This is a genomic window from Streptomyces sp. NPDC093546, assembly GCF_044765045.1.
GTDB lineage: Bacteria > Actinomycetota > Actinomycetes > Streptomycetales > Streptomycetaceae > Streptomyces.
Genome location: NZ_JBIWJG010000005.1, coordinates 160,667 through 182,809, shown reverse-complemented (window position 1 = coordinate 182,809; position 22,143 = coordinate 160,667). Strand labels below are relative to the sequence as shown.

At 71.7% G+C, this 22,143-nt stretch carries 21 protein-coding genes; 15 read left to right on the top strand and 6 right to left on the bottom strand.

Features of this window, described 5'->3' with window-relative positions; translation table 11 throughout:
* Positions 1-46: 46 nt before the first annotated feature.
* Entirely contained in the window at positions 47-652 is a 606-nt protein-coding gene (locus tag ACIRNI_RS13490) for a hypothetical protein (protein ID WP_403551152.1), read from the bottom strand.
* Between the two features lie 167 nt (positions 653-819).
* On the opposite strand from ACIRNI_RS13490, the gene ACIRNI_RS13485 reads away from it, so the two are divergent.
* The 3 genes from ACIRNI_RS13485 to ACIRNI_RS13475 all read left to right on the top strand — a co-directional run bounded on the left by ACIRNI_RS13485 (position 820) and on the right by ACIRNI_RS13475 (position 4,132).
* Positions 820-2,001 carry a helix-turn-helix domain-containing protein gene (locus tag ACIRNI_RS13485; protein ID WP_403551150.1) on the top strand — a complete coding sequence of 394 codons (1,182 nt, stop codon included), beginning with the start codon at positions 820-822 and terminating at the stop codon, positions 1,999-2,001.
* A gap of 104 nt (positions 2,002-2,105) precedes the next feature.
* Positions 2,106-3,263, top strand: a complete 1,158-nt coding sequence (locus tag ACIRNI_RS13480) for an acyl-CoA dehydrogenase family protein (protein ID WP_403551148.1) — start codon at positions 2,106-2,108, stop codon at positions 3,261-3,263.
* A gap of 5 nt (positions 3,264-3,268) precedes the next feature.
* Complete coding sequence (locus tag ACIRNI_RS13475; RefSeq protein WP_403551146.1) at positions 3,269-4,132, top strand: acyl-CoA thioesterase; 864 nt, start codon at positions 3,269-3,271, stop codon at positions 4,130-4,132.
* A gap of 42 nt (positions 4,133-4,174) precedes the next feature.
* Here ACIRNI_RS13475 and ACIRNI_RS13470 read toward each other — a convergent pair whose 3' ends face one another.
* Positions 4,175-4,942, bottom strand: a complete 768-nt coding sequence (locus ACIRNI_RS13470; protein ID WP_403551145.1) for a phosphatase — start codon at positions 4,940-4,942, stop codon at positions 4,175-4,177.
* 112 nt (positions 4,943-5,054) lie between these two features.
* On the opposite strand from ACIRNI_RS13470, the gene ACIRNI_RS13465 reads away from it, so the two are divergent.
* Positions 5,055-5,456 (top strand): hypothetical protein, encoded by a 402-nt coding sequence (locus ACIRNI_RS13465; RefSeq protein WP_403551143.1) that lies wholly within the window; start codon positions 5,055-5,057, stop codon positions 5,454-5,456.
* Here ACIRNI_RS13465 and ACIRNI_RS13460 read toward each other — a convergent pair.
* The 4 genes from ACIRNI_RS13460 to ACIRNI_RS13445 form a co-directional block, all read right to left on the bottom strand.
* A complete protein-coding gene (locus ACIRNI_RS13460) occupies positions 5,453-6,691 on the bottom strand; it encodes a DUF418 domain-containing protein (protein WP_403551141.1) in 1,239 nt (412 codons plus the stop codon). The two genes, ACIRNI_RS13465 and ACIRNI_RS13460, sit on opposite strands and share 4 nt — an antisense overlap.
* Before the next feature lie 165 nt (positions 6,692-6,856).
* The gene (locus tag ACIRNI_RS13455) at positions 6,857-7,066 is read right to left on the bottom strand and encodes a helix-turn-helix domain-containing protein (RefSeq protein WP_403551139.1); all 210 of its coding nucleotides are present in this window, start codon (positions 7,064-7,066) and stop codon (positions 6,857-6,859) included.
* Positions 7,066-7,542, bottom strand: a complete 477-nt coding sequence (locus ACIRNI_RS13450) for a DUF2975 domain-containing protein (protein WP_403551137.1) — start codon at positions 7,540-7,542, stop codon at positions 7,066-7,068. Before ACIRNI_RS13450 ends, ACIRNI_RS13455 begins: the two co-directional genes overlap by 1 nt.
* Before the next feature lie 137 nt (positions 7,543-7,679).
* Positions 7,680-8,291, bottom strand: coding sequence for a TetR/AcrR family transcriptional regulator (locus ACIRNI_RS13445; RefSeq protein WP_403551136.1), 612 nt, complete (start codon positions 8,289-8,291; stop codon positions 7,680-7,682).
* A 76-nt stretch (positions 8,292-8,367) separates the two neighbouring features.
* Between ACIRNI_RS13445 and ACIRNI_RS13440 the strand changes: the two genes are divergently transcribed.
* From ACIRNI_RS13440 to ACIRNI_RS13390, 11 genes are all read left to right on the top strand, one after another.
* Positions 8,368-9,984, top strand: a complete 1,617-nt coding sequence (locus ACIRNI_RS13440; RefSeq protein ID WP_403551605.1) for a carboxyl transferase domain-containing protein — start codon at positions 8,368-8,370, stop codon at positions 9,982-9,984.
* A 7-nt stretch (positions 9,985-9,991) separates the two neighbouring features.
* Positions 9,992-11,938, top strand: coding sequence for an acetyl/propionyl/methylcrotonyl-CoA carboxylase subunit alpha (locus tag ACIRNI_RS13435; protein WP_403551134.1), 1,947 nt, complete (start codon positions 9,992-9,994; stop codon positions 11,936-11,938).
* Positions 11,935-12,882 (top strand): hydroxymethylglutaryl-CoA lyase, encoded by a 948-nt coding sequence (locus ACIRNI_RS13430; protein WP_403551132.1) that lies wholly within the window; start codon positions 11,935-11,937, stop codon positions 12,880-12,882. Before ACIRNI_RS13435 ends, ACIRNI_RS13430 begins: the two co-directional genes overlap by 4 nt.
* Positions 12,883-12,889: 7 nt before the next feature.
* Entirely contained in the window at positions 12,890-14,050 is a 1,161-nt protein-coding gene (locus ACIRNI_RS13425; RefSeq protein ID WP_355353697.1) for an acyl-CoA dehydrogenase family protein, read from the top strand.
* A 75-nt stretch (positions 14,051-14,125) separates the two neighbouring features.
* The gene (locus ACIRNI_RS13420) at positions 14,126-14,557 is read left to right on the top strand and encodes a hypothetical protein (protein WP_403551130.1); all 432 of its coding nucleotides are present in this window, start codon (positions 14,126-14,128) and stop codon (positions 14,555-14,557) included.
* 66 nt (positions 14,558-14,623) lie between these two features.
* Complete coding sequence (locus tag ACIRNI_RS13415; RefSeq protein WP_403551128.1) at positions 14,624-15,682, top strand: ABC transporter substrate-binding protein; 1,059 nt, start codon at positions 14,624-14,626, stop codon at positions 15,680-15,682.
* Positions 15,683-15,686: 4 nt separating this feature from the next.
* Positions 15,687-16,550, top strand: a complete 864-nt coding sequence (locus ACIRNI_RS13410; protein ID WP_403551126.1) for a siderophore-interacting protein — start codon at positions 15,687-15,689, stop codon at positions 16,548-16,550.
* Between the two features lie 431 nt (positions 16,551-16,981).
* Complete coding sequence (locus tag ACIRNI_RS13405; RefSeq protein WP_403551125.1) at positions 16,982-18,424, top strand: pyridoxal phosphate-dependent decarboxylase family protein; 1,443 nt, start codon at positions 16,982-16,984, stop codon at positions 18,422-18,424.
* Positions 18,408-19,679 (top strand): lysine N(6)-hydroxylase/L-ornithine N(5)-oxygenase family protein, encoded by a 1,272-nt coding sequence (locus tag ACIRNI_RS13400; RefSeq protein ID WP_403551123.1) that lies wholly within the window; start codon positions 18,408-18,410, stop codon positions 19,677-19,679. The genes ACIRNI_RS13405 and ACIRNI_RS13400 overlap by 17 nt, the downstream gene beginning before the upstream one ends.
* Positions 19,676-20,245, top strand: a complete 570-nt coding sequence (locus ACIRNI_RS13395) for a GNAT family N-acetyltransferase (RefSeq protein WP_403551121.1) — start codon at positions 19,676-19,678, stop codon at positions 20,243-20,245. Before ACIRNI_RS13400 ends, ACIRNI_RS13395 begins: the two co-directional genes overlap by 4 nt.
* Entirely contained in the window at positions 20,242-22,026 is a 1,785-nt protein-coding gene (locus tag ACIRNI_RS13390) for an IucA/IucC family protein (RefSeq protein ID WP_403551119.1), read from the top strand. The genes ACIRNI_RS13395 and ACIRNI_RS13390 overlap by 4 nt, the downstream gene beginning before the upstream one ends.
* The last annotated feature ends 117 nt before the right edge of the window (positions 22,027-22,143 follow it).

Below are 22,143 nucleotides of genomic sequence, written 5' to 3'. Positions count from 1 at the left end.
CTGGACAGCAGGACGCCGGCGTGAGCCCTTGGGGGAGCCCCCCGGGTCAGTGGAGCTTGTTGACGGCGGTCTTCGTCGTGGTGCGGAAGGCGGTCAGCGGGGCGTCCTTGAGGTCGCCCGTCTGACCCCAACGGACGAGGGTGACGGTGCGGCCGTCGCGGCCGACGGAGAAGAGGTGGATGTCGGTGATGCCGATCTGCGGGTCGGCGGTGTCCAGGCTGTAGACCCAGGCGCCCTCCTCGACGGCGAGCTTGCCGTGCGAGGCGCTGACGGCCTTCAGGCCCGGGTTCTGCCGCTCCAGCAGGGGCCCGCAGCCGGCGAGGGCCGTGCGGAGGGTGTCGACCAGCTTCACGGCGTCGGCCTCGGTGCGGGCGACGGTGGTGACCTGGACGCCGTTGGTGTCGAGCTCGGTGCTGAACTCGCGGTAGCGGGTGTTCTGCGCCGGGATCTTGTACGGGGCGCAGAGGACGCCGCCGTTCTCCGGGACGCCGGTGAAGACCTGGGTGGCGGTCCACGGCGTCGACGACGGCGGCATCTCGGAGGCGGCGAGGAAGGCGGGCTGGGCAGCGGCCTGCGCCGGGGCCGTGGCGAGGGCCGCGAGGCCCAGGGCGGCAGCGGCGGCGGTGGCGAGTGCGGTACGGAGCTTGTTCATGGTGGTGGATCCCCCGTCGGGTCGTTCGTTCGGTCAGTGCTCAACCAGCGTGGGGCCGGCGCCCGCCGCCCGCAACGATCACACGCACCCCATCCGTCCCGGAACCATTCCACCCCCGTTGACGTGCAAGGACGTGAAGGATGGGACGCAGGTTCGAGGGGGATGGAATGCCGAAGGACGCCGCCGTCGAGGAGTTCGCGGGGCTCGTCCGCACGCTGAAGGCGCGGGACGGGAGGAGTTACGAGGCGCTGGGCCGGCGCCTGAGCGTCAGCGCGTCCACGCTCCACCGCTACTGCTCGGGCGCGACCGTCCCGGAGGGGTTCGCCGTGGTCGACCGCCTCGCCCTGCTGTGCGGGGCGGACGAGGAGGAACGGCGGGCCCTGGAGGCGGCCTGGACGGAGGCGGACCGCGCCCGCCGCCGAACGGCCTCGCCCGTGCCTTCGCCTACGCCCGTGCCGGCCGCGCCGGAGCCGGACCCGGAACCGTCCGCGCCGGAACCGGGCCCCGACCCCGCCCCGGACCCGACCGCGCCGGAGGCGCCCCGCGCCCGCCCCCGTCGTGCCGTCCCCGCTCCCCTCCTCGTCGCCGCCGCCGTCGCCCTCGTCGTGCTCGCCCTCGCCGCCGCCCTGCTCGGCCGCCCCACCCGTACGGCCTCCGCCCCCGCTCCCGCTTCCACCCCTCCGGGGCGGACCGCGGCCCCCCTCCCCTTCACCTGGACCATCGGTTCCCAGCTCTGGCAGGGCGGCTGCGGGCACACCTACCTCGTGGACCGGGCCCCCGGCGCGGTCGCCCCGCCGCCGGTCGCGGCCGACTCCGGGGCGTGGGCCGGGACGCACGGCGCCGTGCACGGCGGGGAGGCGCTGGTGCGGATCACGCTCCAGGGCCGGTCCCCGTCCGACGCCGTCGTCCTCCACGCCCTGCACGTGCGCGTGGTCGACCGGGCCGCACCACTGCCGTGGAACGCGTACCGGATGGACAACGGCTGCGGCGGCGCCGTCACCCCCCGCCACTTCGCCGTGGACCTCGACCGGCCGCGCCCGCTCGCGAGGCCCGTCGACGGCGTTGACGCCTCCGGCGCCGAGGTCCGGACGATCCCGGCCGTCTCCTTCCCGTACAAGGTCACCTCCTCCGACCCCGAGGAGCTGCTCGTCTCCGCCCGGACGGCGGGCTGCGACTGCCGCTGGTACCTGGAGCTGGAGTGGAGCGCCGGGGGCCGTTCGGGGACGGTACGGATCACGGACGGCGGGAAGCCGTTCCGCACGAGCGGGACCGCGGGGAGGCCGGCGTACCTGTACGACTCCGCCGAAGGGCGCTGGATCACAGACGCGGAGTCTGGACAGACCGGGTGACCGATGAGTAACTTCGTCTGACATAGGCTGAGCAAGCGCTTAGGCACATGCCGGAGCGTCGGAGCGACCGGCCGGACCAGGACAGGAACCGAAGGAGGCGGCTCGTGCGCCGTACCGTATTCAACGAGGACCACGAGGCGTTCCGGGAGACCATCCGCGCCTTCATCGAGGCCGAGGTCGTCCCCGTCTACGACGAGTGGTTCGCGGCGGGCCAGGCGCCGCGCGACTTCTACTACAAGCTCGGCGAGCTGGGCGTCTTCGGCATCAACGTGCCCGAGGAGTTCGGCGGCGCGGGCCTGGACACCCACAAGTTCGAGGCCGTCCTGTACGAGGAGACCGCCCGCGCGGGCGTGCAGTTCGGCGGCTCGGGCGTGCACGTCCTGCTGGCCCTGCCCTACCTCAAGATGCTCGCCACCGACGAGCAGAAGAAGCGCTTCCTGCCGAAGTTCGTCACCGGCGAGGAGATGTGGGCGCTGGCGATGACCGAGCCGGGCACCGGCTCCGACGTCGCGGGCATGAAGACCACCGCCAAGCTGTCCGAGGACGGCACGCACTACGTCCTCAACGGCGCCAAGACCTTCATCACCGGCGGTGTCCACGCGGACCGCGTCATCGTCTGCGCCCGCACCGCCGCCCCCACCGCCGAGGACCGCCGCTTCGGCATCTCGCTCTTCGCGGTGGACACCAAGTCCGAGGGCTACTCGGTGGGCCGCAAGCTGGACAAGCTGGGCCTGAAGACCTCCGACACCGCCGAGCTGGCCTTCGTCGACGTCAAGGTCCCGGTCGAGGACCTGCTCGGCGAGGAGGGCAAGGGCTTCTACTACCTCGGCCACAACCTGGCCTCCGAGCGCTGGGGCATCGCCTTCGGCGCGTACGCGCAGGCCGCGGCGGCCATCCGGTTCGCCCAGCAGTACGTCACCGACCGCACGGTCTTCGGCAAGCCGGTCGCGTCCTTCCAGAACACCAAGTTCGAGCTGGCCGCCTGCCAGGCCGAGGTGGACGCCGCGCAGGCCGTCGCCGACCGCGCCCTGGAGGCCCTGGACGCCGGCGAGCTGACCCCGGCCGAGGCCGCGAGCGCCAAGCTGTTCTGCACCGAGGTCGCGCACCGCGTGATCGACCGCTGCCTCCAGCTGCACGGCGGCTACGGCTACATGAACGAGTACCCGATCGCCCGCCTGTACGCCGACAACCGCGTCAACCGCATCTACGGCGGCACCAGCGAGATCATGAAGACCATCATCGCCAAGTCGATGGGCCTGTAAGCCAGGTGACGGAAGCGCTCGACTCCCTGCTCGATCTGCTCGACCTGGAGCGGATCGAGCAGGACATCTTCCGCGGCGAGTCCCGGTCGGCCCTCGTCCCGCGCGTGTTCGGCGGCCAGGTCGCCGCGCAGGCGCTGGTCGCGGCCGGCCGGACCGTCCCGGAGGACCGGCTCGCCCACTCGCTCCACGCGTACTTCCTGCGCCCCGGGGACCCGGGCGCGCCGATCGTCTACACCGTGGACCGCATCCGCGACGGCCGCTCCTTCACCACGCGGCGGGTCGTCGCCGTCCAGCACGGCCAGCCGATCTTCCACCTCTCGGCGTCGTTCCAGACGTACGAGGAGGGCCTCGACCACCAGGCGGCCATGCCGCCCGCGCCGGACCCGGAGACCCTCCCGACGGCCGCCGAGACCCTGCCGCGCCACCTCCCGGCCCCGGTCGCCGAACGCCTGATCGAGGCCCGCGCGGCGGTCGACCTGCGGTACGCCGAGACCCCGCCCTGGGGCAGCGTCGGCGAGCGGCGCGAGCCCCGGTCGCAGGTCTGGTTCCGCACCAACGGCAAGCTCGCCGACGACCCGCTGCTGCACGTCTGCCTCGCGACGTACGTCTCCGACATGACGCTGCTCGACTCGGTGCTCCTCGCCCACGGCCGCGGCGGCTGGGCGGTCGGCGACGTGGTGGGCGCGTCCCTGGACCACGCGATGTGGTTCCACCGCCCCTTCCGCGCCGACGACTGGCTCCTCTACGACCAGGAGTCCCCGTCCTCCGCGGGCGGACGCGGCCTGGGCCAGGCCCGCATCTGGACGCGGGACGGCCGCCTCGCGATCTCGGTCATCCAGGAGGGCGTGGTGCGGGTGCCGCGGGGGTGAGGCGGCGGCGGGCCACCGCCCGGCCCACGCCGTGGGGCGCGATCAGAGCAGCCCCGCCGCGCCCAGCAGGTACTCCGTCATCGGCTCGTAGAAGCGCGGGTCGAGGACGTGGTCGTCGAGCGGGATCGTGACCTGCATGGTGCCCTCCGCCTCGCCGATGAAGAGGGCGGGGTCGTTGCAGTCGGCGTACCCGATGGAGTCGATGCCGCGCTGGCCGGCCCGTCCGGCCCAGCCGTGGTCGGCGACGACGAGGTCGGGCTGTACGTCGAGCCGGTCCAGGATGGCGTTCATCGGCTCCGGCGAGTGCGTGTGCCACAGGCTCGCGCCGCGCTCGAACACGGCGACGTCCGCGAACTGCACGACGTACCCCTCGTCGGCCGTGAGGCCACCCGGGATCCGCACGATGTCGCAGCCGGCGGCCCGCAGCGCCGCCGCGGTCCTGCTGTGGACGTCGAGCAGCGACCCGGGGTGCCCGGTCGCGAACAGCACCCGCTCCTTGCCGGCGGCGGCCTTGCGCAGCCGGGCCGCCATCCGGTCGAGCCCGTCGACGGTGAGCTCGGGGTCGATGGTGTCCTGCCCGGCCCGGTGCGACGGGTCGTCGTTGACCCCGCACCGCTCGGCCATGACGGCGAGCACGTCCTGCTCGTCCGTCCACCGGTCGCCGAGCTCCAGCCCGAGCCAGTAGTGGCGGTCGCCGTTCGCGAGCTTGCGGTAGTGGGAGAGGTTGTTGTCGCGGGGCGTGGCGACGTCTCCCGCGATGCGGGTGCGGACGAGGTGCTCGACGAGGGCGGCGCGGCTGGGTATCGGCATGGCCCCCATTGTGCCGCCCGCCACGCCCTGCGGCCGCGCCATTCCGTCGACCTCACCATCCGAGGCGGACGCGTCTTGACCTCAACCAAGGTTGAGGTGCCACGTTGGAGCAATGACCACTCACGACAGCTCAGTTCTTCTCTTCCGCAACACCATGCGCATCACCGATGGCCACCTGGACGGCTTCCGCGACGCCATCGCCCGCGCCGTGGCGTTCGCGGAGCGGCACGGGCCGCAGTTGATGGTGCAGACGTTCCTGGACGAGGAGCGGATGCTCGCGCACAGCTTTCAGCTCTACCGGGACTCCGACGCGGTCCGCAGACACTGGGAGCTGGCGGACCCGTACATCCGGGAGGTGATGGAGCACTGCCGGGTGGAGCGCTTCGAGGTGTTCGGGGAGCCGGATGCCGAGGTGGTGGCCGGCGTGCGGGCGGGGGTCGGGGAGGAGTGCGAGGTGACGTTCGCGCCGCGCATCGCGGGCTTCGTCCGTTTCGCCGGGAGGCCGGAGGCCTAGGGGGTGCCCGAGGTGTGGCCGGAGCGGCGCGGCGGCCTGCCCAGCGTCACGGTGCGCAGCACCCACTCCACGGGGCCCTGGGCGAAACGCCGCAGCAGCCGGGAGCTGAGGAACAGCTGCGCCGCGTACAGGGCGAGGCCCACGGCGACGGCGACGGCCGCGCCCACCCGGCCGTACAGCGCGAGCCCGTACCCGGTGAAGACCAGCGCCATGACCAGTGACTGGGACAGGTAGTTGGTGAGCGCCATGCGGCCCGCGGGCGCGAGCAGCGCGGCCACCCGGGCGCCGCGGGGCGTGCCGAACCACAGCATCAGCGCGCTCACGTAGGCGGCGGTGAGCGCCGGGGCGGCGGCCATGCCCAGGGCGAAGCACAGGAGCTCCCAGCGCTCCGGCAGAGGGGCGACGGTGCCCGCGGCCATGAGGAGCCCGCCCGGTACGCCCACGGCGAGACCGAGGGCGCGCGTGCGCCGCAGCCGGTCCGGGGCGACGACGCCGCCGGTGAGCAGCTGCCGCTTGCCCGCCCCGCAGCCCACCAGGAAGGCCGCGATGACCGAGCCGCCCGCGAGCAGCAGCGCGCCCAGGGCGTCGGGCCAGGTGGCGAGGTTGGCGGCGATGACGTCGCCGGCGTCGCCCCGTATGCCGTCGGCGAGCCGGGCGGCTTCGCGGGCGGCGTCGGCCGCGGCCGACGGGTCGGGGGTGAACGTGGCGGCGACCAGCAGGCCCACGAGGAGCAGCAGGACCAGGGGGACGGCGAAGAACCAGCGCGCGGCCCGCCACAGCCGCTCGGCGGGCGCCTTGCGCGCGACGAGCAGGACGAGTCCCAGCACGGCGTACATGGTGAGGATGTCGCCGTTGTACAGCAGCGCCATGTGCGCGGCGCCGAGAAGCAGCAGCCCGGCCAGTCGGCGCAGCATCCGGGGGACGAACGCGGCGCCCGCCCGTCGCGCCGACTCCATCTGGAGGGTGAAGCTGTATCCGAAGAGGAAGGAGAAGAGCAGGTAGAACTTGGTTTCGACGAGGGCGGTGACCAGCCAGTGGGCGACGAGGTCGGCGCCGGACCGGGCCGGGTCGACCGCCGTGGGGCCGAAGGTGCCCGACATCACCAGGATGTTCGCCAGGGCGATGCCGCCGAGTGCGAAGCCGCGCAGCGCGTCCACCTCCAGGACGCGCCGCCCTCCGGTGTCCCCCCGCCGCGTGTCCGGCTGGGCGCCGGCCCCCGCCTGCTCCTGCGTCACGTAACGTCACGTCCCCGTCGTCCGATGGCGTCAACTCCGGTGACGAGCATGTCAGTCGGGGGTGGCTGCGGCATCACACCTGGGCAGGACCGCCGCTTCCGCCGCTCCGACCTGGGGTGGAGATACGGCTCCGACTTCCAGCAGGCGCCCAGGGCCCCCGGCCCCTCAACCCTCCGGCTCCCAGCGCAGCAGATCCCCGGGCTGGCAGTCGAGTGCCTCGCAGAGTGCGGCGAGCGTGGCGAAGCGGACGGCCTTGGCACGGCCGTTCTTGAGGACCGCCAGGTTGGCGGGGGTGATGCCGACGCGTTCGGCGAGCTCGCCCACGGACATCTTCCGCTTCGCCAGCATCACGTCGATGTCGACGGTGATCGGCATCAGATCACCTCGGCCAGCTCGGCCTGCATCCGCGTCGCCTGGGCGAGCAGCATCCGCAGGACGAGCACGACGAGCGCGACCCCGAGGACCGCCAGGCTGACCCCGCAGATGAGGAGCACGATCCCCGGCGCGACGGCCTCGCCCGGCGCCAGGACGACCGCGAGGGCGAACACCAGCAGGGCGGCCGCCACGAAGGCGCCGGTCACGACGTCGACGTACCGGAAGGCGGCGTGGGAGAACACCGTCCCGCGCCGCACCATCGTCACCAGGCGCCACACGCAGACCAGGACGACCTGGAACGCCACGACCCCCAGGAACATGATCGTGAGGAGCGGGGTCCGCAGGTACGCGTACTCCGGGGCCAGCTCCCTCAGATCGATGGCCAGCAGCGGCACCATCACCGCCTCCACGAACACCGACCCGGCGAGCAGCACCCCGAGCACGGCGCGCAGCGCGAGCACTGTCAGCTTTCCCATCGCCCCTCCTTCGATCGAATAACGATGGGAATCTATCGAAATTCGATAGGCGGAGGCAAGAGGGCGCGAGGGACCCGCGCCGGGACGCGCCCACGCCGGAAGGCTCCCGCACCGGGAGCCGGGTTCAACCGGTCAGCTCACTCCGCCGGCACCGACGCCAGCGCCCCGAACGCCCCGTGCGCCAGGCGGCGCAGCAGCGACTCCGTCGCCGCGCGGTCCAGGACCGCGCCGCCCGTGGAGGCGGAGCCGAGGTGCGGGGTGGAGTTCAGCAGGCCGAACACCGCGTGGACCGTCGCGCGGGCCTCGGCCTCGGGGGGCGCGGGGTACAGGCGGCGCACCACCGCCACCCACAGTTCGACGTACTGGCGCTGGAGCTGGCGCACCCGTTTGCGGTCCGTGTCGCGGAGGCGGTCCAGCTCGCGGTCGTGCAGGGTGATCAGCGGGCGGTCGTCGAGCGCGAAGTCGATGTGGCCGTCGATGAGCGCGCCGAGCAGGGCCTGCGGGTCGCCGTCCGACTCCTCCACGCGCTGCCGGCCGCCGTCGAGCAGCCGCTCGCTGATGCCGACCAGCAGCTCCGCGAGCATCGCGTCCTTGCCGGGGAAGTGCCGGTACAGGCCGGGGCCGCTGATGCCGACCGCCGCCCCTATCTCGTCGACACCCACGCCGTGGAAGCCGCGCTCGGCGAAGAGGCGGGCGGCCTCCTTGAGGATCTGTTCGCGGCGCGTCGGGGCGTCGGTCCTGGTGCTCATGGATTGATTCTAGACAAGGCGGTTAGCGGTCGTTAACCTGAAGGACATACGTTAACGCTCATTAACTGGGGGCATGATGCAGCAGGCACCCGTGCTGACCAGCGCGGCTGATCCCGCCTCCGCGGCCTGGCAGGCCAACGAGGCCGCGCACCAGGAGCTCGTGGAGGATCTGCGCGCCCGGCTGGCGGCCGCGCGGCTGGGCGGTGGCGAGAAGGCCCGGGCGCGGCACACCGCGCGGGGCAAGCTGCTGCCGCGCGAGCGGGTCGACACCCTGCTGGATCCCGGTTCGCCGTTCCTGGAGCTGGCGCCGCTGGCGGCGAACGGCATGTACGACGACCAGGCTCCGGCCGCGGGCGTCATCGCCGGGATCGGTCGGGTCAGCGGCCGCGAAGTGGTGGTCGTCGCCAACGACGCCACCGTCAAGGGCGGCACGTACTACCCGATGACGGTGAAGAAGCACCTGCGCGCGCAGGAGGTGGCGCTCGAGAACCGGCTGCCCTGCGTGTACCTGGTGGACTCCGGCGGGGCCTTCCTGCCGATGCAGGACGAGGTGTTCCCGGACCGCGAGCACTTCGGGCGCATCTTCTTCAACCAGGCCCGCATGTCGGGCGCGGGGATCCCGCAGATCGCCGCCGTCCTCGGCTCCTGCACGGCCGGCGGGGCGTACGTCCCCGCGATGAGCGACGAGGCCGTGATCGTACGGAACCAGGGCACGATCTTCCTCGGCGGCCCGCCGCTGGTGAAGGCGGCGACCGGCGAGGTCGTGACGGCGGAGGAGCTGGGCGGTGGCGAGGTCCACTCCCGGGTCTCCGGAGTGACCGACCACCTCGCGGAGGACGACGCGCACGCGCTGCGGATCGTGCGGAACATCGTCTCCACGCTCCCCACCCGGGGTCCGCTGCCGTGGTCGGTGGAGCCGGTCGAGGAGCCCAAGGTCGATCCGTACGGGCTGTACGGCGCGGTGCCGGTCGACTCGCGCACCCCGTACGACGCCCGGGAGATCATCGCGCGGATCGTCGACGGGTCGCGGTTCCAGGAGTTCAAGGCGGAGTTCGGGCAGACGCTGGTGACCGGCTTCGCCCGGATCCACGGTCATCCGGTGGGGATCGTCGCCAACAACGGCATCCTCTTCGCCGAGTCCGCACAGAAGGGCGCCCACTTCATCGAGCTGTGCGACCAGCGCGGCATCCCGCTGCTGTTCCTGCAGAACATCTCCGGCTTCATGGTCGGCCGGGACTACGAAGCGGGCGGCATCGCCAAGCACGGCGCCAAGATGGTCACCGCCGTCGCCTGTACGCGCGTACCGAAGCTGACCGTGGTCGTCGGCGGCTCCTACGGCGCGGGCAACTACTCGATGTGCGGCCGGGCCTACTCCCCCCGCTTCCTGTGGATGTGGCCGAACGCCAAGATCTCCGTCATGGGCGGCGAGCAGGCCGCCTCCGTCCTCGCCACGGTCAAGCGCGACCAGCTGGAGGCGCGCGGCGAGCAGTGGCCCGCCGAGGACGAGGACGCGTTCAAGGACCCGATCCGCGCCCAGTACGAGCGGCAGGGCAACGCCTACTACGCGACGGCCCGGCTCTGGGACGACGGCGTGATCGACCCGCTGGAGACCCGGCAGGTGCTGGGTCTGGCCCTGACCGCCTGCGCCAACGCGCCTCTGGGTGACCCCCAGTTCGGCGTCTTCCGGATGTGAGGGACTGATGTTCACGACTGTTCTGGTCGCCAACCGGGGCGAGATCGCGGTCCGCGTCATCCGTACGCTGCGGGCCCTCGGCATCCGCTCGGTCGCCGTCTTCAGCGACGCGGACGCCGACGCCCGCCACGTACGGGAGGCCGACACGGCCGTACGGATCGGCCCGCCCGCCGCCACCGACAGCTACCTGCGCGTCGACCGGCTCCTGGAGGCCGCCGCCCGCACCGGCGCGCAGGCCGTCCACCCCGGGTACGGCTTCCTCGCCGAGAACGCCGCCTTCGCCCAGGCCTGCGAGGACGCCGGGCTCGTCTTCATCGGGCCCCCGGCCCAGGCCATCGCCCTGATGGGCGACAAGATCCGCGCCAAGGAGACCGTGAAGGCCGCCGGTGTGCCGGTCGTGCCCGGCTCTTCGGGCAGCGGGCTGAGCGACGAGGAACTTGCGGCCGCCGCCCGCGAGATCGGCATGCCCGTGCTGCTCAAGCCCTCGGCGGGCGGCGGCGGCAAGGGCATGCGCCTCACGCGGGTCGAGTCGGCGCTGCTGGACGAGATCGCGGCCGCACGGCGCGAGGCCCGCGCCTCCTTCGGCGACGACACGCTCCTGGTGGAGCGGTGGATCGACCGGCCCCGCCACATCGAGATCCAGGTCCTGGCCGACGGCCACGGCAACGTCGTCCACCTCGGTGAGCGCGAGTGCTCCCTCCAGCGCCGCCACCAGAAGATCATCGAGGAAGCGCCGTCCGTCCTGCTGGACGACAAGACGCGTGCGGCGATGGGCGAGGCGGCCGTCCAGGCGGCCCGCTCCTGCGGCTACCGGGGCGCGGGCACCGTCGAGTTCATCGTCCCGGGCAAAGACCCCTCCTCCTATTACTTCATGGAGATGAACACCCGCCTCCAGGTCGAGCACCCGGTCACCGAGCTGATCACGGGGCTGGACCTGGTGGAGTGGCAGCTGCGCGTCGCCGCCGGTGAGCCGCTGCCCTTCACCCAGGACGACATCACCCTCACCGGGCACGCCATCGAGGCCCGCCTCTGCGCGGAGGACCCCTCCCGGGGCTTCCTCCCCTCCGGCGGCACCATCCTCGCCCTGCGCGAGCCGGCCGGCGAGGGCGTCCGGACCGACTCCGGCCTCAGCCAGGGCACCGAGGTCTCCAGCCTCTACGACCCCATGCTCGCCAAGGTCATCGTCCACGCCCCCGACCGGCCCACGGCCTTGCGCAAGCTCCGCGCCGCCCTCGCGGACACCGTCACCCTCGGCGTCCCGACCAACGCCGGGTTCCTGCGCCGCCTGCTCGCGCACCCGGACGTCGTCTCGGGCGACCTCGACACCGGCCTGGTCGAGCGCGACGTGGACACCCTCGTCCCCGACGGCGTCCCGGAGGAGGTCTACGAAGCCGCCGCGGCCGTACGGGAAGCCGCGCTCACGCCCCGCCCCGACACCGCCACCGGCTGGACCGACCCGTTCGACGTGCCCAGCGGCTGGCGCCTCGGGGGGCAGCCCGCGCCCCTGACGCACTGGCTCCGAGTAGCGGGACTCGAACCCGTTGCCCACCGCACCCGGGGCACGGCCCGCGTCACGGACGACCGCGTCACCGTCACCCTCGACGGTCTCACCCACACCTTCCACCGCGCGGGCACCTGGCTCGGCCGCGACGGCGACAGCTGGAACGTCCTGGACCACGACCCCGTCGAAGCGTCCCTGAGCCGCGCCGCCCACTCCGGCGCCGACTCGCTCACCGCGCCCATGCCGGGCACGGTCACCGTCGTCAAGGTCGCCGTCGGGGACGAGGTCACCGCCGGGCAGGGCCTCGTCGTCGTCGAGGCGATGAAGATGGAGCACGTCATCTCCGCCCCGCACGACGGCACCGTCGCCGAGCTCGACGTCACGCCCGGAACCACCGTCGCCATGGACCAGGTACTGGCCGTCGTGGTCCCCAAGGAGGAGGCGCAGGCATGACCGAAGGACTTCCCATGACCGTCCCCGCGCCCGGGCTGCCCGCCCGCGTGCGGATCCACGAGGTCGGCCCGCGCGACGGTTTGCAGAACGAACAGGGCACCGTCCCCACCGAGGTGAAGGCCGAGTTCATCCGGCGCCTCGCCGCCGCCGGGCTCACCACCGTCGAGGCCACCAGTTTCGTGCACCCCAAGTGGGTGCCCCAACTGGCCGACGCCGAGCAGCTGTTCCCGCTCGTCCGCGCCACCGGCGTACGCCTGCCCGTGCTCGTGCCGAACGAGCGCGGGCTGGACCGGGCGCTGGCGCTCGGGGTCCGGGACGTCGCCGTGTTCGCCAGCGCCACGGAGTCCTTCGCGAAGGCCAACCTCAACCGCACGGTCGACGAGTCGCTCGACATGTTCGCGCCGGTCGTCACGCGCGCCATAGAGGCGGGCCTGTCCGTGCGCGGCTACCTCTCCATGTGCTTCGGCGACCCGTGGGAGGGCCCCGTCCCCGTCGAGCAGGTCGTCCGGGTCGCCCGCCGCCTGAAGGACATGGGCTGCGACGAGCTGAGCCTGGGCGACACCATCGGCGTGGCCACCCCCGGGCACGTCCAGCGGCTCCTCACGGCACTGAACGAGGCGCAGGTCCCCACCAGCGCCCTCGCGGTGCACTTCCACGACACGTACGGCCAGGCCCTGGCCAACACGCTGGCCGCGCTCCAGCACGGCGTGACGACGGTCGACGCCTCGGCGGGCGGCCTCGGCGGCTGCCCGTACGCCAAGTCCGCCACCGGCAACCTCGCCACCGAAGACCTCGTGTGGATGCTCCACGGCCTCGGCATCGAGACCGGGGTCGACCTCGGCCTGCTCACCGCCACGAGCGTGTGGCTGGCCGGACACCTGGGCCGCCCGAGCCCCTCCCGTACCGTCCGCGCCCTCGCCGGCGCGGCCTCCCACAAGGAGTGACCGACCCATGTCCCTGGACCACCGGCTCTCACCGGAACACGAGGAACTGCGCCGTACCGTCGAGGAGTTCGCCCACGAGGTCGTCGCCCCGAAGATCGGGGACTTCTACGAGCGCCACGAGTTCCCGTACGAGATCGTCCGCGAGATGGGGCAGATGGGCCTGTTCGGCCTTCCCTTCCCCGAGGAGTACGGCGGCATGGGCGGCGACTACCTCGCGCTCGGCATCGCGCTGGAGGAGCTGGCGCGCGTCGACTCGTCCGTCGCCATCACCCTGGAGGCGGGCGTCTCGCTCGGCGCGATGCCGGTCTACCGTTTCGGCACCGAGGAGCAGAAGCGGGAGTGGCTGCCGCGCATGTGCAGCGGCGAGATCCTGGGCGCGTTCGGGCTGACGGAGCCGGAGTGCGGCTCGGACGCGGGCGGCACCCGCACCACGGCCGTGCGCGACGGCGACGAGTGGGTCATCAACGGCAGCAAGTGCTTCATCACCAACTCCGGTACGGACATCACCGGCCTGGTCACGGTCACCGCCGTCACCGGCCGTACGCCCGAGGGCAAGCCGCTGATCTCCTCGATCATCGTCCCGTCCGGCACGCCGGGCTTCACGGTCGCCGCGCCCTACTCCAAGGTCGGCTGGAACGCCTCGGACACCCGCGAGCTGTCCTTCTCCGACGTCCGCGTCCCGGCGGCGAACCTGCTGGGCGAGGAGGGCCGCGGGTACGCGCAGTTCCTGCGCATCCTCGACGAGGGCCGGATCGCCATCTCGGCGCTCGCCACCGGCCTGGCGCAGGGGTGTGTGGACGAGTCGGTGAAGTACGCCAAGGAGCGCCGGGCGTTCGGGCGGCCCATCGGCGACAACCAGGCCATCCAGTTCAAGCTCGCCGACATGGAGATGCGGGCCCACATGGCCCGGATCGGCTGGCGCGACGCCGCCTCGCGGCTCGTGCACGGCGAGCCGTTCAAGAAGGAGGCGGCGCTGGCGAAGCTGTACTCGTCGACGGTCGCGGTGGACAACGCCCGGGAGGCCACCCAGATCCACGGCGGCTACGGCTTCATGAACGAGTATCCGGTCGCGCGCATGTGGCGGGACTCGAAGATCCTGGAGATCGGCGAGGGCACGAGCGAGGTGCAGCGCATGCTGATCGCGCGGGAGCTGGGCCTGTCCGCCTGAGCCCAGGCCTGAGCCCGGGCCTGAGCTCCGCCTGACGCCGTACGCTGTTCCCTCCGTCAAAATCGGGGGGAACAGGTGTTTTTCGAATCTGCCGTCGCCATCATCGGCATGCTCGCGCCGCTCATCGGCTTCGTGGCCCTGGTCGTCTGGATCGTCGTCAGGATCACGTCCGGCAACCGCTGGGCGCGTGCGGCGGTCTTCCTGGCGCTGGGCACGGGGCTGCTCTTCCTCTGGGGCCTGGGCAGCATGTTCGTGCTGGACGTCGAGGAGGCCTGCACGCTGTCACGGGGCCAGGAGTACGCGCCCGAAGAGACCGGCGCGCAAACGCTGTTGCCGATGTCGTACAAGTGCAACGCGTCGTACGACCTGGTGCCGGGCTATGTGAATCCGGGCCTCGCGGTGGGGGCGGTGAGCACCGTGGTGTGCGCGGTGCTGGCGGTGCGTCACACGTGGCGCCGGGTAGCGCGCGAGCGGAGTGTGGCGGGGGCCACTCTGGACAACCGCTGAGGTTAGGCTAACCTACCCTCGAAGTTGCCCGGTGGCCGAAAACGGCCGTACGAAAGCGAACCCGCCATGCCCAGCACCGCCCGAGCCACCCATCTCACCCGTCGCGGCCTGCTCGCCGCAGGCGGCGCCCTCGGGCTCGGCGCCGCGCTCGTGGCCTGCGGCGGCAAGGACGAGAAGAAAGACGGCGGCAAGGACTCCGCTTCCGGCGCCGCCAAGTCCGGCCCCTTCACCTTCAAGGACGACCGCGGCGAGAGCGTCGAGCTGAAGTCCGCGCCGAAGAACATCGTCGCCTTCACCGGCATGGCCGCCGCCCTCCACGACTTCGGCATCGAGGTCAAGGGCGTCTTCGGCCCGACGTACGTCGAGGACCCGAAGACCAAGAAGCGCACGCCCGACGTCCAGGCCGGCGACCTCGACATCAACAAGGTCGAGATCATCGGCAACGTCTACGGCGAGTTCAACGTCGAGGCGTACCTCAAGCTCCAGCCCGAGGTGCTCATCACCGACATGTGGGACAAGGGCCAGCTCTGGTACGTGCCGGACGAGAAGAAGGACCAGATCCTCAAGATCGCGCCGAGCGTCGCCCTGTGGGCGGCCGACGCCACCATGCCCAAGGTGCTCCAGCGCCACGTCGAACTGGCCGAGGCGCTCGGCGCCGACGTCAAGGCGAAGAAGGTCCAGGACGACAAGGCCCGCTTCGAGAAGGCGGCCGCGCGGCTGCGGGCGGCCGCCAAGGCCAAGCCGGAGATCAAGGTCCTGATCGGTTCGGCCGCCGCCGACACCTTCTACGTCTCCGACCCGGCCCGTCCGTCGGACACGCTCTACTTCAAGGAGCTCGGCGTCAATCTGGTCACGCCCACCAAGCTGGACGAGGGCGGCTGGTTCCAGAGCCTCAGCTGGGAGGAGGTCGACACGTACAAGGCCGACATCATCCTCCTGGACAACCGTTCCTCCGCGCTCCAGCCCGAGGCCCTCAAGGCGAAGCCGACCTGGGCGCAGCTGCCCGCCGTCAAGGCCGGCCAGGTCGTGCCGCGCGTGACCGAGCCCGTCTACTCGTACGGCAAGTGCGCCCCCATCCTGGAGGCGCTCGCCCAGGCGCTCGAGAACGCCAAGAAGGTGGCCTGACCCGATGACGACAGCCGAGTCCGCCACCGTTCCGTTCCGCTTCTTCGCCCTGCGGGTCGCCCGGACCAGGCGGCTCGGCCCGTCGCTCGTCCGCGTCACCTTCACGGGGGTTCCGGAAGACGCGCTGAAAGGTTTCGCCTCCGGCGGCCGCGACCAGTCGCTCTCGCTCTTCCTGCCGCACCCGGGCCAGCCGGAGCCCGTCCTGCCGCCGCTGGACACCGAGGACCTGTACGCGGTCCTCGGCGCCTGGCGGGCCATGGACGACGACGTACGGGCCGTCATGCGCTCGTACACCGTGCGGGAGCAGCGCCGGAACCCGGACGAGGTCGACATCGACTTCGCCCTCCACGAGGACGGCGGCCCGGCGTGCCGCTGGGCCGAGCAGGCCTCCGAGGGTGACCGCGTGGTCGTCCTCGGCCCCGCCGTCGCCGACAACACCGGGGTGCGCTTCCGGCTCCCGGAGGACGCCGACGAGGTGCTGATCTGGGGCGACGAGACGGCGTTGCCCGCCGCCTCCGCCATCCTGGAGTCCCTGCCGGCCGGCCTGCCGGCGCGGGTCTGGCTCGAAGTGCCGTACGCCGCCGACCGCCTGGAGCTGTCGACGGACGCGGACGCGACCATCACCTGGCTCGTACGGGAGGAGGGCGCGCCCGCCGCCGTCGACGCCGTGCGCGCCGCGGAGCTGTCCGGCTCGTCCCCGTACGCCTGGATCGCGGGCGAGTCGGGGTCGGTGAAGGCGCTGCGCCGCCACCTGGTGAACGAACGTCACATCGACCGCCGCCGCGTGACGTTCGTGGGCTACTGGCGCAAGGGCATGAGCGAGGACGCGCTGCGCGAGACCCCGGAGACCTCCGAGGACGAGGCGTAGGGAGTGTCGTCAAAGTAGCGTCGTCCGCCCGAAGGGCGGGCCCGGCGGCGTCTGGTGCGTGCAGATGCAAGGCGGAGGAGGGAGCCACTGCGGTGGGGGCACCTCCCGTGCCCGAAGGGCTACGGGGGCCATTGGCGACCGACGACAACGCGGCAGATGCGCGTGCCGGGCGTCGCCGGGCAGACGGGACTTTGACGACACGACCTAGGGGCCCGCTCGGCCCGCCACGGCGGCCTGCGTCCAGGGGCACCCCGCCCCGGGAAGGCGCAGGCCGCCGTGGCGTAGCACGCCCGCATGTCGCTGTGCCCCCTGAGACCCCTGTGGTCATTGGTATTTAAACTTAGGTTAGGCTAACCTTACTAACCACACGGCCCCTCGCCCCTCCTGTCCCCTGAGGGCCGATCAAGTCCCCGCACCCGGGAGGACATTCCATGCGCTCGCACCTGCTCAATGACGCTACCGCCGAGCAGTACCGGCGTTCCGTCACCGAAGGAGTCGAGCGGGTGGCGAACCGACTCGCCTCCACCCGGCGGCCGTTCACCGGCGTCACGCCGGACGAGCTGGCCCCGCTGATCGCGGCGGTCGACCTCGACCAGCCGCTCGGTGACGCCACCGCCGCCCTCGACGAGCTGGAGAGCGTCTACCTCCGCGACGCCGTCTACTTCCACCACCCCCGCTACCTGGGCCACCTCAACTGCCCGGTGGTCATCCCGGCCGTCCTCGGCGAGGCCGTCCTCTCGGCCGTGAACTCCTCCCTCGACACCTGGGACCAGAGCGCCGGCGGCACCCTCATCGAGCGCAAGCTCATCGACTGGACCAACGGCCGCATCGGCCTCGGCCCCGCCGCCGACGGCGTGTTCACCAGCGGCGGTTCGCAGTCCAACCTCCAGGCGCTGCTCCTCGCCCGCGAGGAGGCCAAGACGGACGACCTGGCCGCCTTGCGCGTCTTCACCTCCGAGTGCAGCCACTTCAGCGTCCAGAAGTCGGCCAAACTCCTCGGCCTCTCCCCGCAGGCCGTCGTGTCCATCCCGACCGACCGCGACAAGCGCATGCAGTCCGTCGCCCTCGCCGCCGAGCTGGAGCTGTGCGCCGCCCAGGGCCTGACGCCCATGGCGATCGTCGCCACCGCCGGCACCACCGATTTCGGCTCCATCGACCCGCTGCCCGAGATCGCCGAGCTGGCCGCCCAGTACGGCGCCTGGATGCACGTCGACGCCGCGTACGGCTGCGGCCTGCTGGCCTCCCCGACCCGCCGCCGGCTCCTCGACGGCATCGAGCGCGCCGACTCCGTCACGGTCGACTACCACAAGTCCTTCTTCCAGCCGGTCAGTTCCTCGGCCGTGCTGGTCCGGGACGGGGCCACCCTGCGCCACGCGACGTACCACGCGGAGTACCTCAACCCCCGGCGCACCGTCGAGGAGAGGATCCCGAACCAGGTCGACAAGTCGCTCCAGACGACCCGGCGCTTCGACGCGCTCAAGCTGTGGATGACGCTGCGCGTCATGGGCGCCGACGGTGTGGGGCAGCTCTTCGACGAGGTCTGCGACCTGGCCGCCGCCGGCTGGGACCTGCTCGCCGCCGACCCGCGCTACGACGTCGTCGTCGAGCCGTCGCTGTCGACCCTGGTCTTCCGCTACATCCCGGACGCCGTCACCTCCCCCGCGGAGATCGACCGCGCCAACCTCTACGCCCGCAAGGCGCTGTTCGCCTCGGGCGAGGCCGTCGTCGCCGGTACGAAGGTCGACGGCCGCCAGTACCTGAAGTTCACCCTGCTCAACCCCGAGACGACCGTGCACGACATCGCCGCCGTCCTCGACCTGATCGCCGGCCACGCCGAGCAGTACCTTGGAGAGAACCTTGTCCACGCCTCGTGACATCCACGACTTCATCGGTATCGGACTGGGTCCGTTCAACCTCGGCCTCGCCTGCCTCACCGAGCCGATCGACGAGCTGAACGGCGTCTTCCTGGAGTCGAAGCCGGACTTCGAGTGGCACGCGGGGATGTTCCTGGAGGGCGCCCACCTCCAGACGCCCTTCATGTCGGACCTGGTCACCCTCGCCGACCCGACGTCGCCGTACTCCTTCCTCCAGTACCTCAAGGAGAAGGGCCGGCTGTACTCGTTCTACATCCGCGAGAACTTCTACCCGCTGCGCACCGAGTACAACGACTACTGCCGCTGGGCCGCCGCCAAGCTGAGCAGCATCCGGTTCGACACCACGGTGACGACGGTCGAGTACGACGACGAGGCCGGCCTCTACACGGTCCGCACCGAGGGCGGCGAAACGTTCCGCTCCCCCCGCCTCGTCCTGGGCACCGGCACCCCGCCGTACATCCCGGAGTCCTGCCGGGACCTCGGCGGCGACTTCATCCACAACTCGCGCTACCTGCCGAACAAGGAAGCGCTGCAGAAGAAGAAGTCGATCACCCTCGTCGGCAGCGGCCAGAGCGCCGCCGAGATCTACTACGACCTGCTGAGCGAGATCGACGTCCACGGCTACCGGCTGAACTGGGTCACCCGCTCCCCGCGCTTCTTCCCGCTGGAGTACACCAAGCTCACGCTGGAGATGACGTCCCCGGACTACATCGACTACTTCCACGCCCTGCCGGAGTCCACCCGCTACCGCCTGGAGGCGCAGCAGAAGGGCCTGTTCAAGGGCATCGACGGCGAGCTCATCGACGCGATCTTCGACCTGCTGTACCAGAAGAACCTCGGCGGCCCGGTCCAGACCCGCCTGCTCACCAACGCGTCGCTGAACTCGGCGGCGTACGAGAACGGCACGTACACCCTGGGCCTGCGCCAGGAGGAGCAGGGCAAGGACTTCGAGCTGGAGACCGAGGGCCTGATCCTGGCCACCGGCTACAAGTACGTCACGCCCGCCTTCCTGGAGCCGGTCAAGGACCGCATCCGCTGGGACGGGCAGGGCCGCTTCGACGTCGCCCGCAACTACTCCATCGACACGACCGGCCGGGGCATCTTCCTCCAGAACGCCGGCGTGCACACCCACTCGATCACCAGCCCCGACCTGGGCATGGGCGCCTACCGCAACGCGTACATCATCGGCGAGCTGCTGGGGTCCGAGTACTACCCCATCGAGAAGTCCATCGCGTTCCAGGAGTTCGCCGTATGAGCACCACCAGCACCCTCAACACCACCCGGTCGGTCGGGAGCTTCTCCTTCCGGCCGCTCGACCCCCTCTCCGACGCCGAGCTCGTGCACGGCTGGGTCACCCACCCCAAGGCGGCCTTCTGGCTGATGGCCGAGCACTCCGTCGCCGACGTGCGGCGCGACTACGCGGCCATCGCGGCCCACCCGCACCACGACGCCTTCATCGGCCTCCACGACGGCGAGCCCGCCTTCCTCATGGAGCGGTACGACCCCTCGAAGGTCGAGCTGGTCGGGCTGTACGACGCCCAGCCGGGTGACGTCGGCATGCACTTCCTCGTCGCCCCGAGCGACACCCGGATCCACGGCTTCACCCGCGCCGTCATCACCGCCGTGATGGCGGAGCTCTTCCGCGACCCGGCGACCGCGCGGGTCATCGTCGAGCCCGACGTCCGCAACAAGGCCGTCCACGCGCTCAACGAGGCCGTCGGCTTCGAGATCGTCGAGAAGATAGCCAAGCCGGAGAAGGACGCGTACCTGAGCGTGTGCACCCGGGAACAGTTCCACGCCGCCGTGGGAGCCGCCCGATGAGCACCACGCACCCCATGAACCCCGTCGCGCACCTCACCCCCGAGCGCTGGGCCCTGGCCAACCGCCTCCTCATCCGTAAGGGCCTCGCCGAGTTCACCCACGAGCGCCTGCTCACCCCCGAGCCGCTCGGCGAGGACCGCTACCGCGTCCGCACCGACGACGGCACGGCCGAGTACCGCTTCACCGCCCGCCGCTACGCCCTGGACCACTGGCAGGTGGACGCCGACTCCATCAGCCGCCACCAGGACGGCGAGGAGCTCCCGCTCGACGCGCTGCGCTTCATCATCGAGCTGCGCGGCTCGCTCGGCCTGAGCGACGAGATCCTCCCGGTCTACCTGGAGGAGATCTCCTCCACCCTCTCCGGCACGGCGTACAAGTCCGCCAAGCCGCAGGTCCCGGCCGCCGAGCTCGCCAAGGCCGACTTCCAGGCCGTCGAGACCGGCATGACCGAGGGCCACCCCTGCTTCGTCGCCAACAACGGCCGGCTCGGCTTCGGCATCGACGAGTACCACGCGTACGCGCCCGAGGCCGCGAGCCCGCTGCAGCTGGTGTGGCTGGCCGCGCGCCGCGACCGCACCACCTTCACGGCGGGCGCGGGCATCGACTACGAGACCTTCGTCCGCGCCGAGCTGGGCGACGCGGCCGTCGACGGCTTCGCCAAGACCCTCGCCGACCTGGGTCTGGACTTCGCCGACTACCTGCTGGTGCCCGTGCACCCCTGGCAGTGGTGGAACAAGCTGTCCGTCACCTTCGCCGCCGAGATCGCCCAGCAGCGGCTGGTCTTCCTCGGCGAGGGCGACGACCGCTACCTGGCCCAGCAGTCGATCCGCACCTTCTTCAACACCAGCGACCCGGCCAAGCACTACGTGAAGACGGCCATCTCCGTCCTCAACATGGGCTTCATGCGCGGCCTGTCCGCCGCGTACATGGAGGCCACCCCGGCCATCAACGACTGGCTGGCGAACCTCATCGCCGGCGACGACACCCTCCGGTCCGTGAACTTCTCGATCATCCGCGAGCGCGCCGCGGTCGGCTACCGGCACCTGGAGTACGAGGCCGCCACCGACCGGTACTCGCCGTACCGCAAGATGCTCGCCGCGCTGTGGCGCGAGAGCCCGGTGCCGACCATCGCCGAGGGCCAGCGCCTCGCCACCATGGCGTCGCTGCTCCACGTCGACCACGCGGGCGCGTCGTTCGCGGGCGCGCTCATCGCCGAGTCGGGGCTCACGCCGACGGAGTGGCTGCGCCGCTACCTGGACGCGTACCTGCTGCCGATCCTGCACACCTTCTACGCGTACGACCTCGCGTGGATGCCGCACGGCGAGAACGTCATCCTCGTCATCGAGGGCGGCGCGGTCCAGCGCGCGATCTTCAAGGACATCGCCGAGGAGATCGTGGTGATGGACCCGGACGCGGTGCTGCCGCCGGCGGTCGAGCGCATCCGGGTGGACGTGCCGGACGACACGAAGCTGCTCTCCGTCTTCACGGACGTCTTCGACTGCTTCTTCCGCTTCCTGGGCGCCACGCTCGCGAGCGAGGGCGTCCTGGACGAGGACGACTTCTGGCGCACGGTCGCCGCGTGCGTGAAGGCGTACCAGGCGTCGAAGCCGGAGCTGGCGGAGAAGTTCGCGCAGTACGACGTCTTCGCGGACGAGTTCACGCTGTCCTGCCTCAACCGCCTCCAGCTGCGCAACAACAAGCAGATGGTGGACCTGGCGGACCCGTCCGCCGCGCTGCAGTTCGTCGGCACGCTGAAGAACCCGATCGCGCGGTTCGCGTAACCGCGCCCACGCGATCCGGCCGGGGGGGGGGGGGGGGGGGGGGGGGGGGGGGCGGGGGGCCCGGGGCCCCCGGGGGGGGGGCAGGCCGCCGCCCACACCGACACCGGCGCGCGGCGG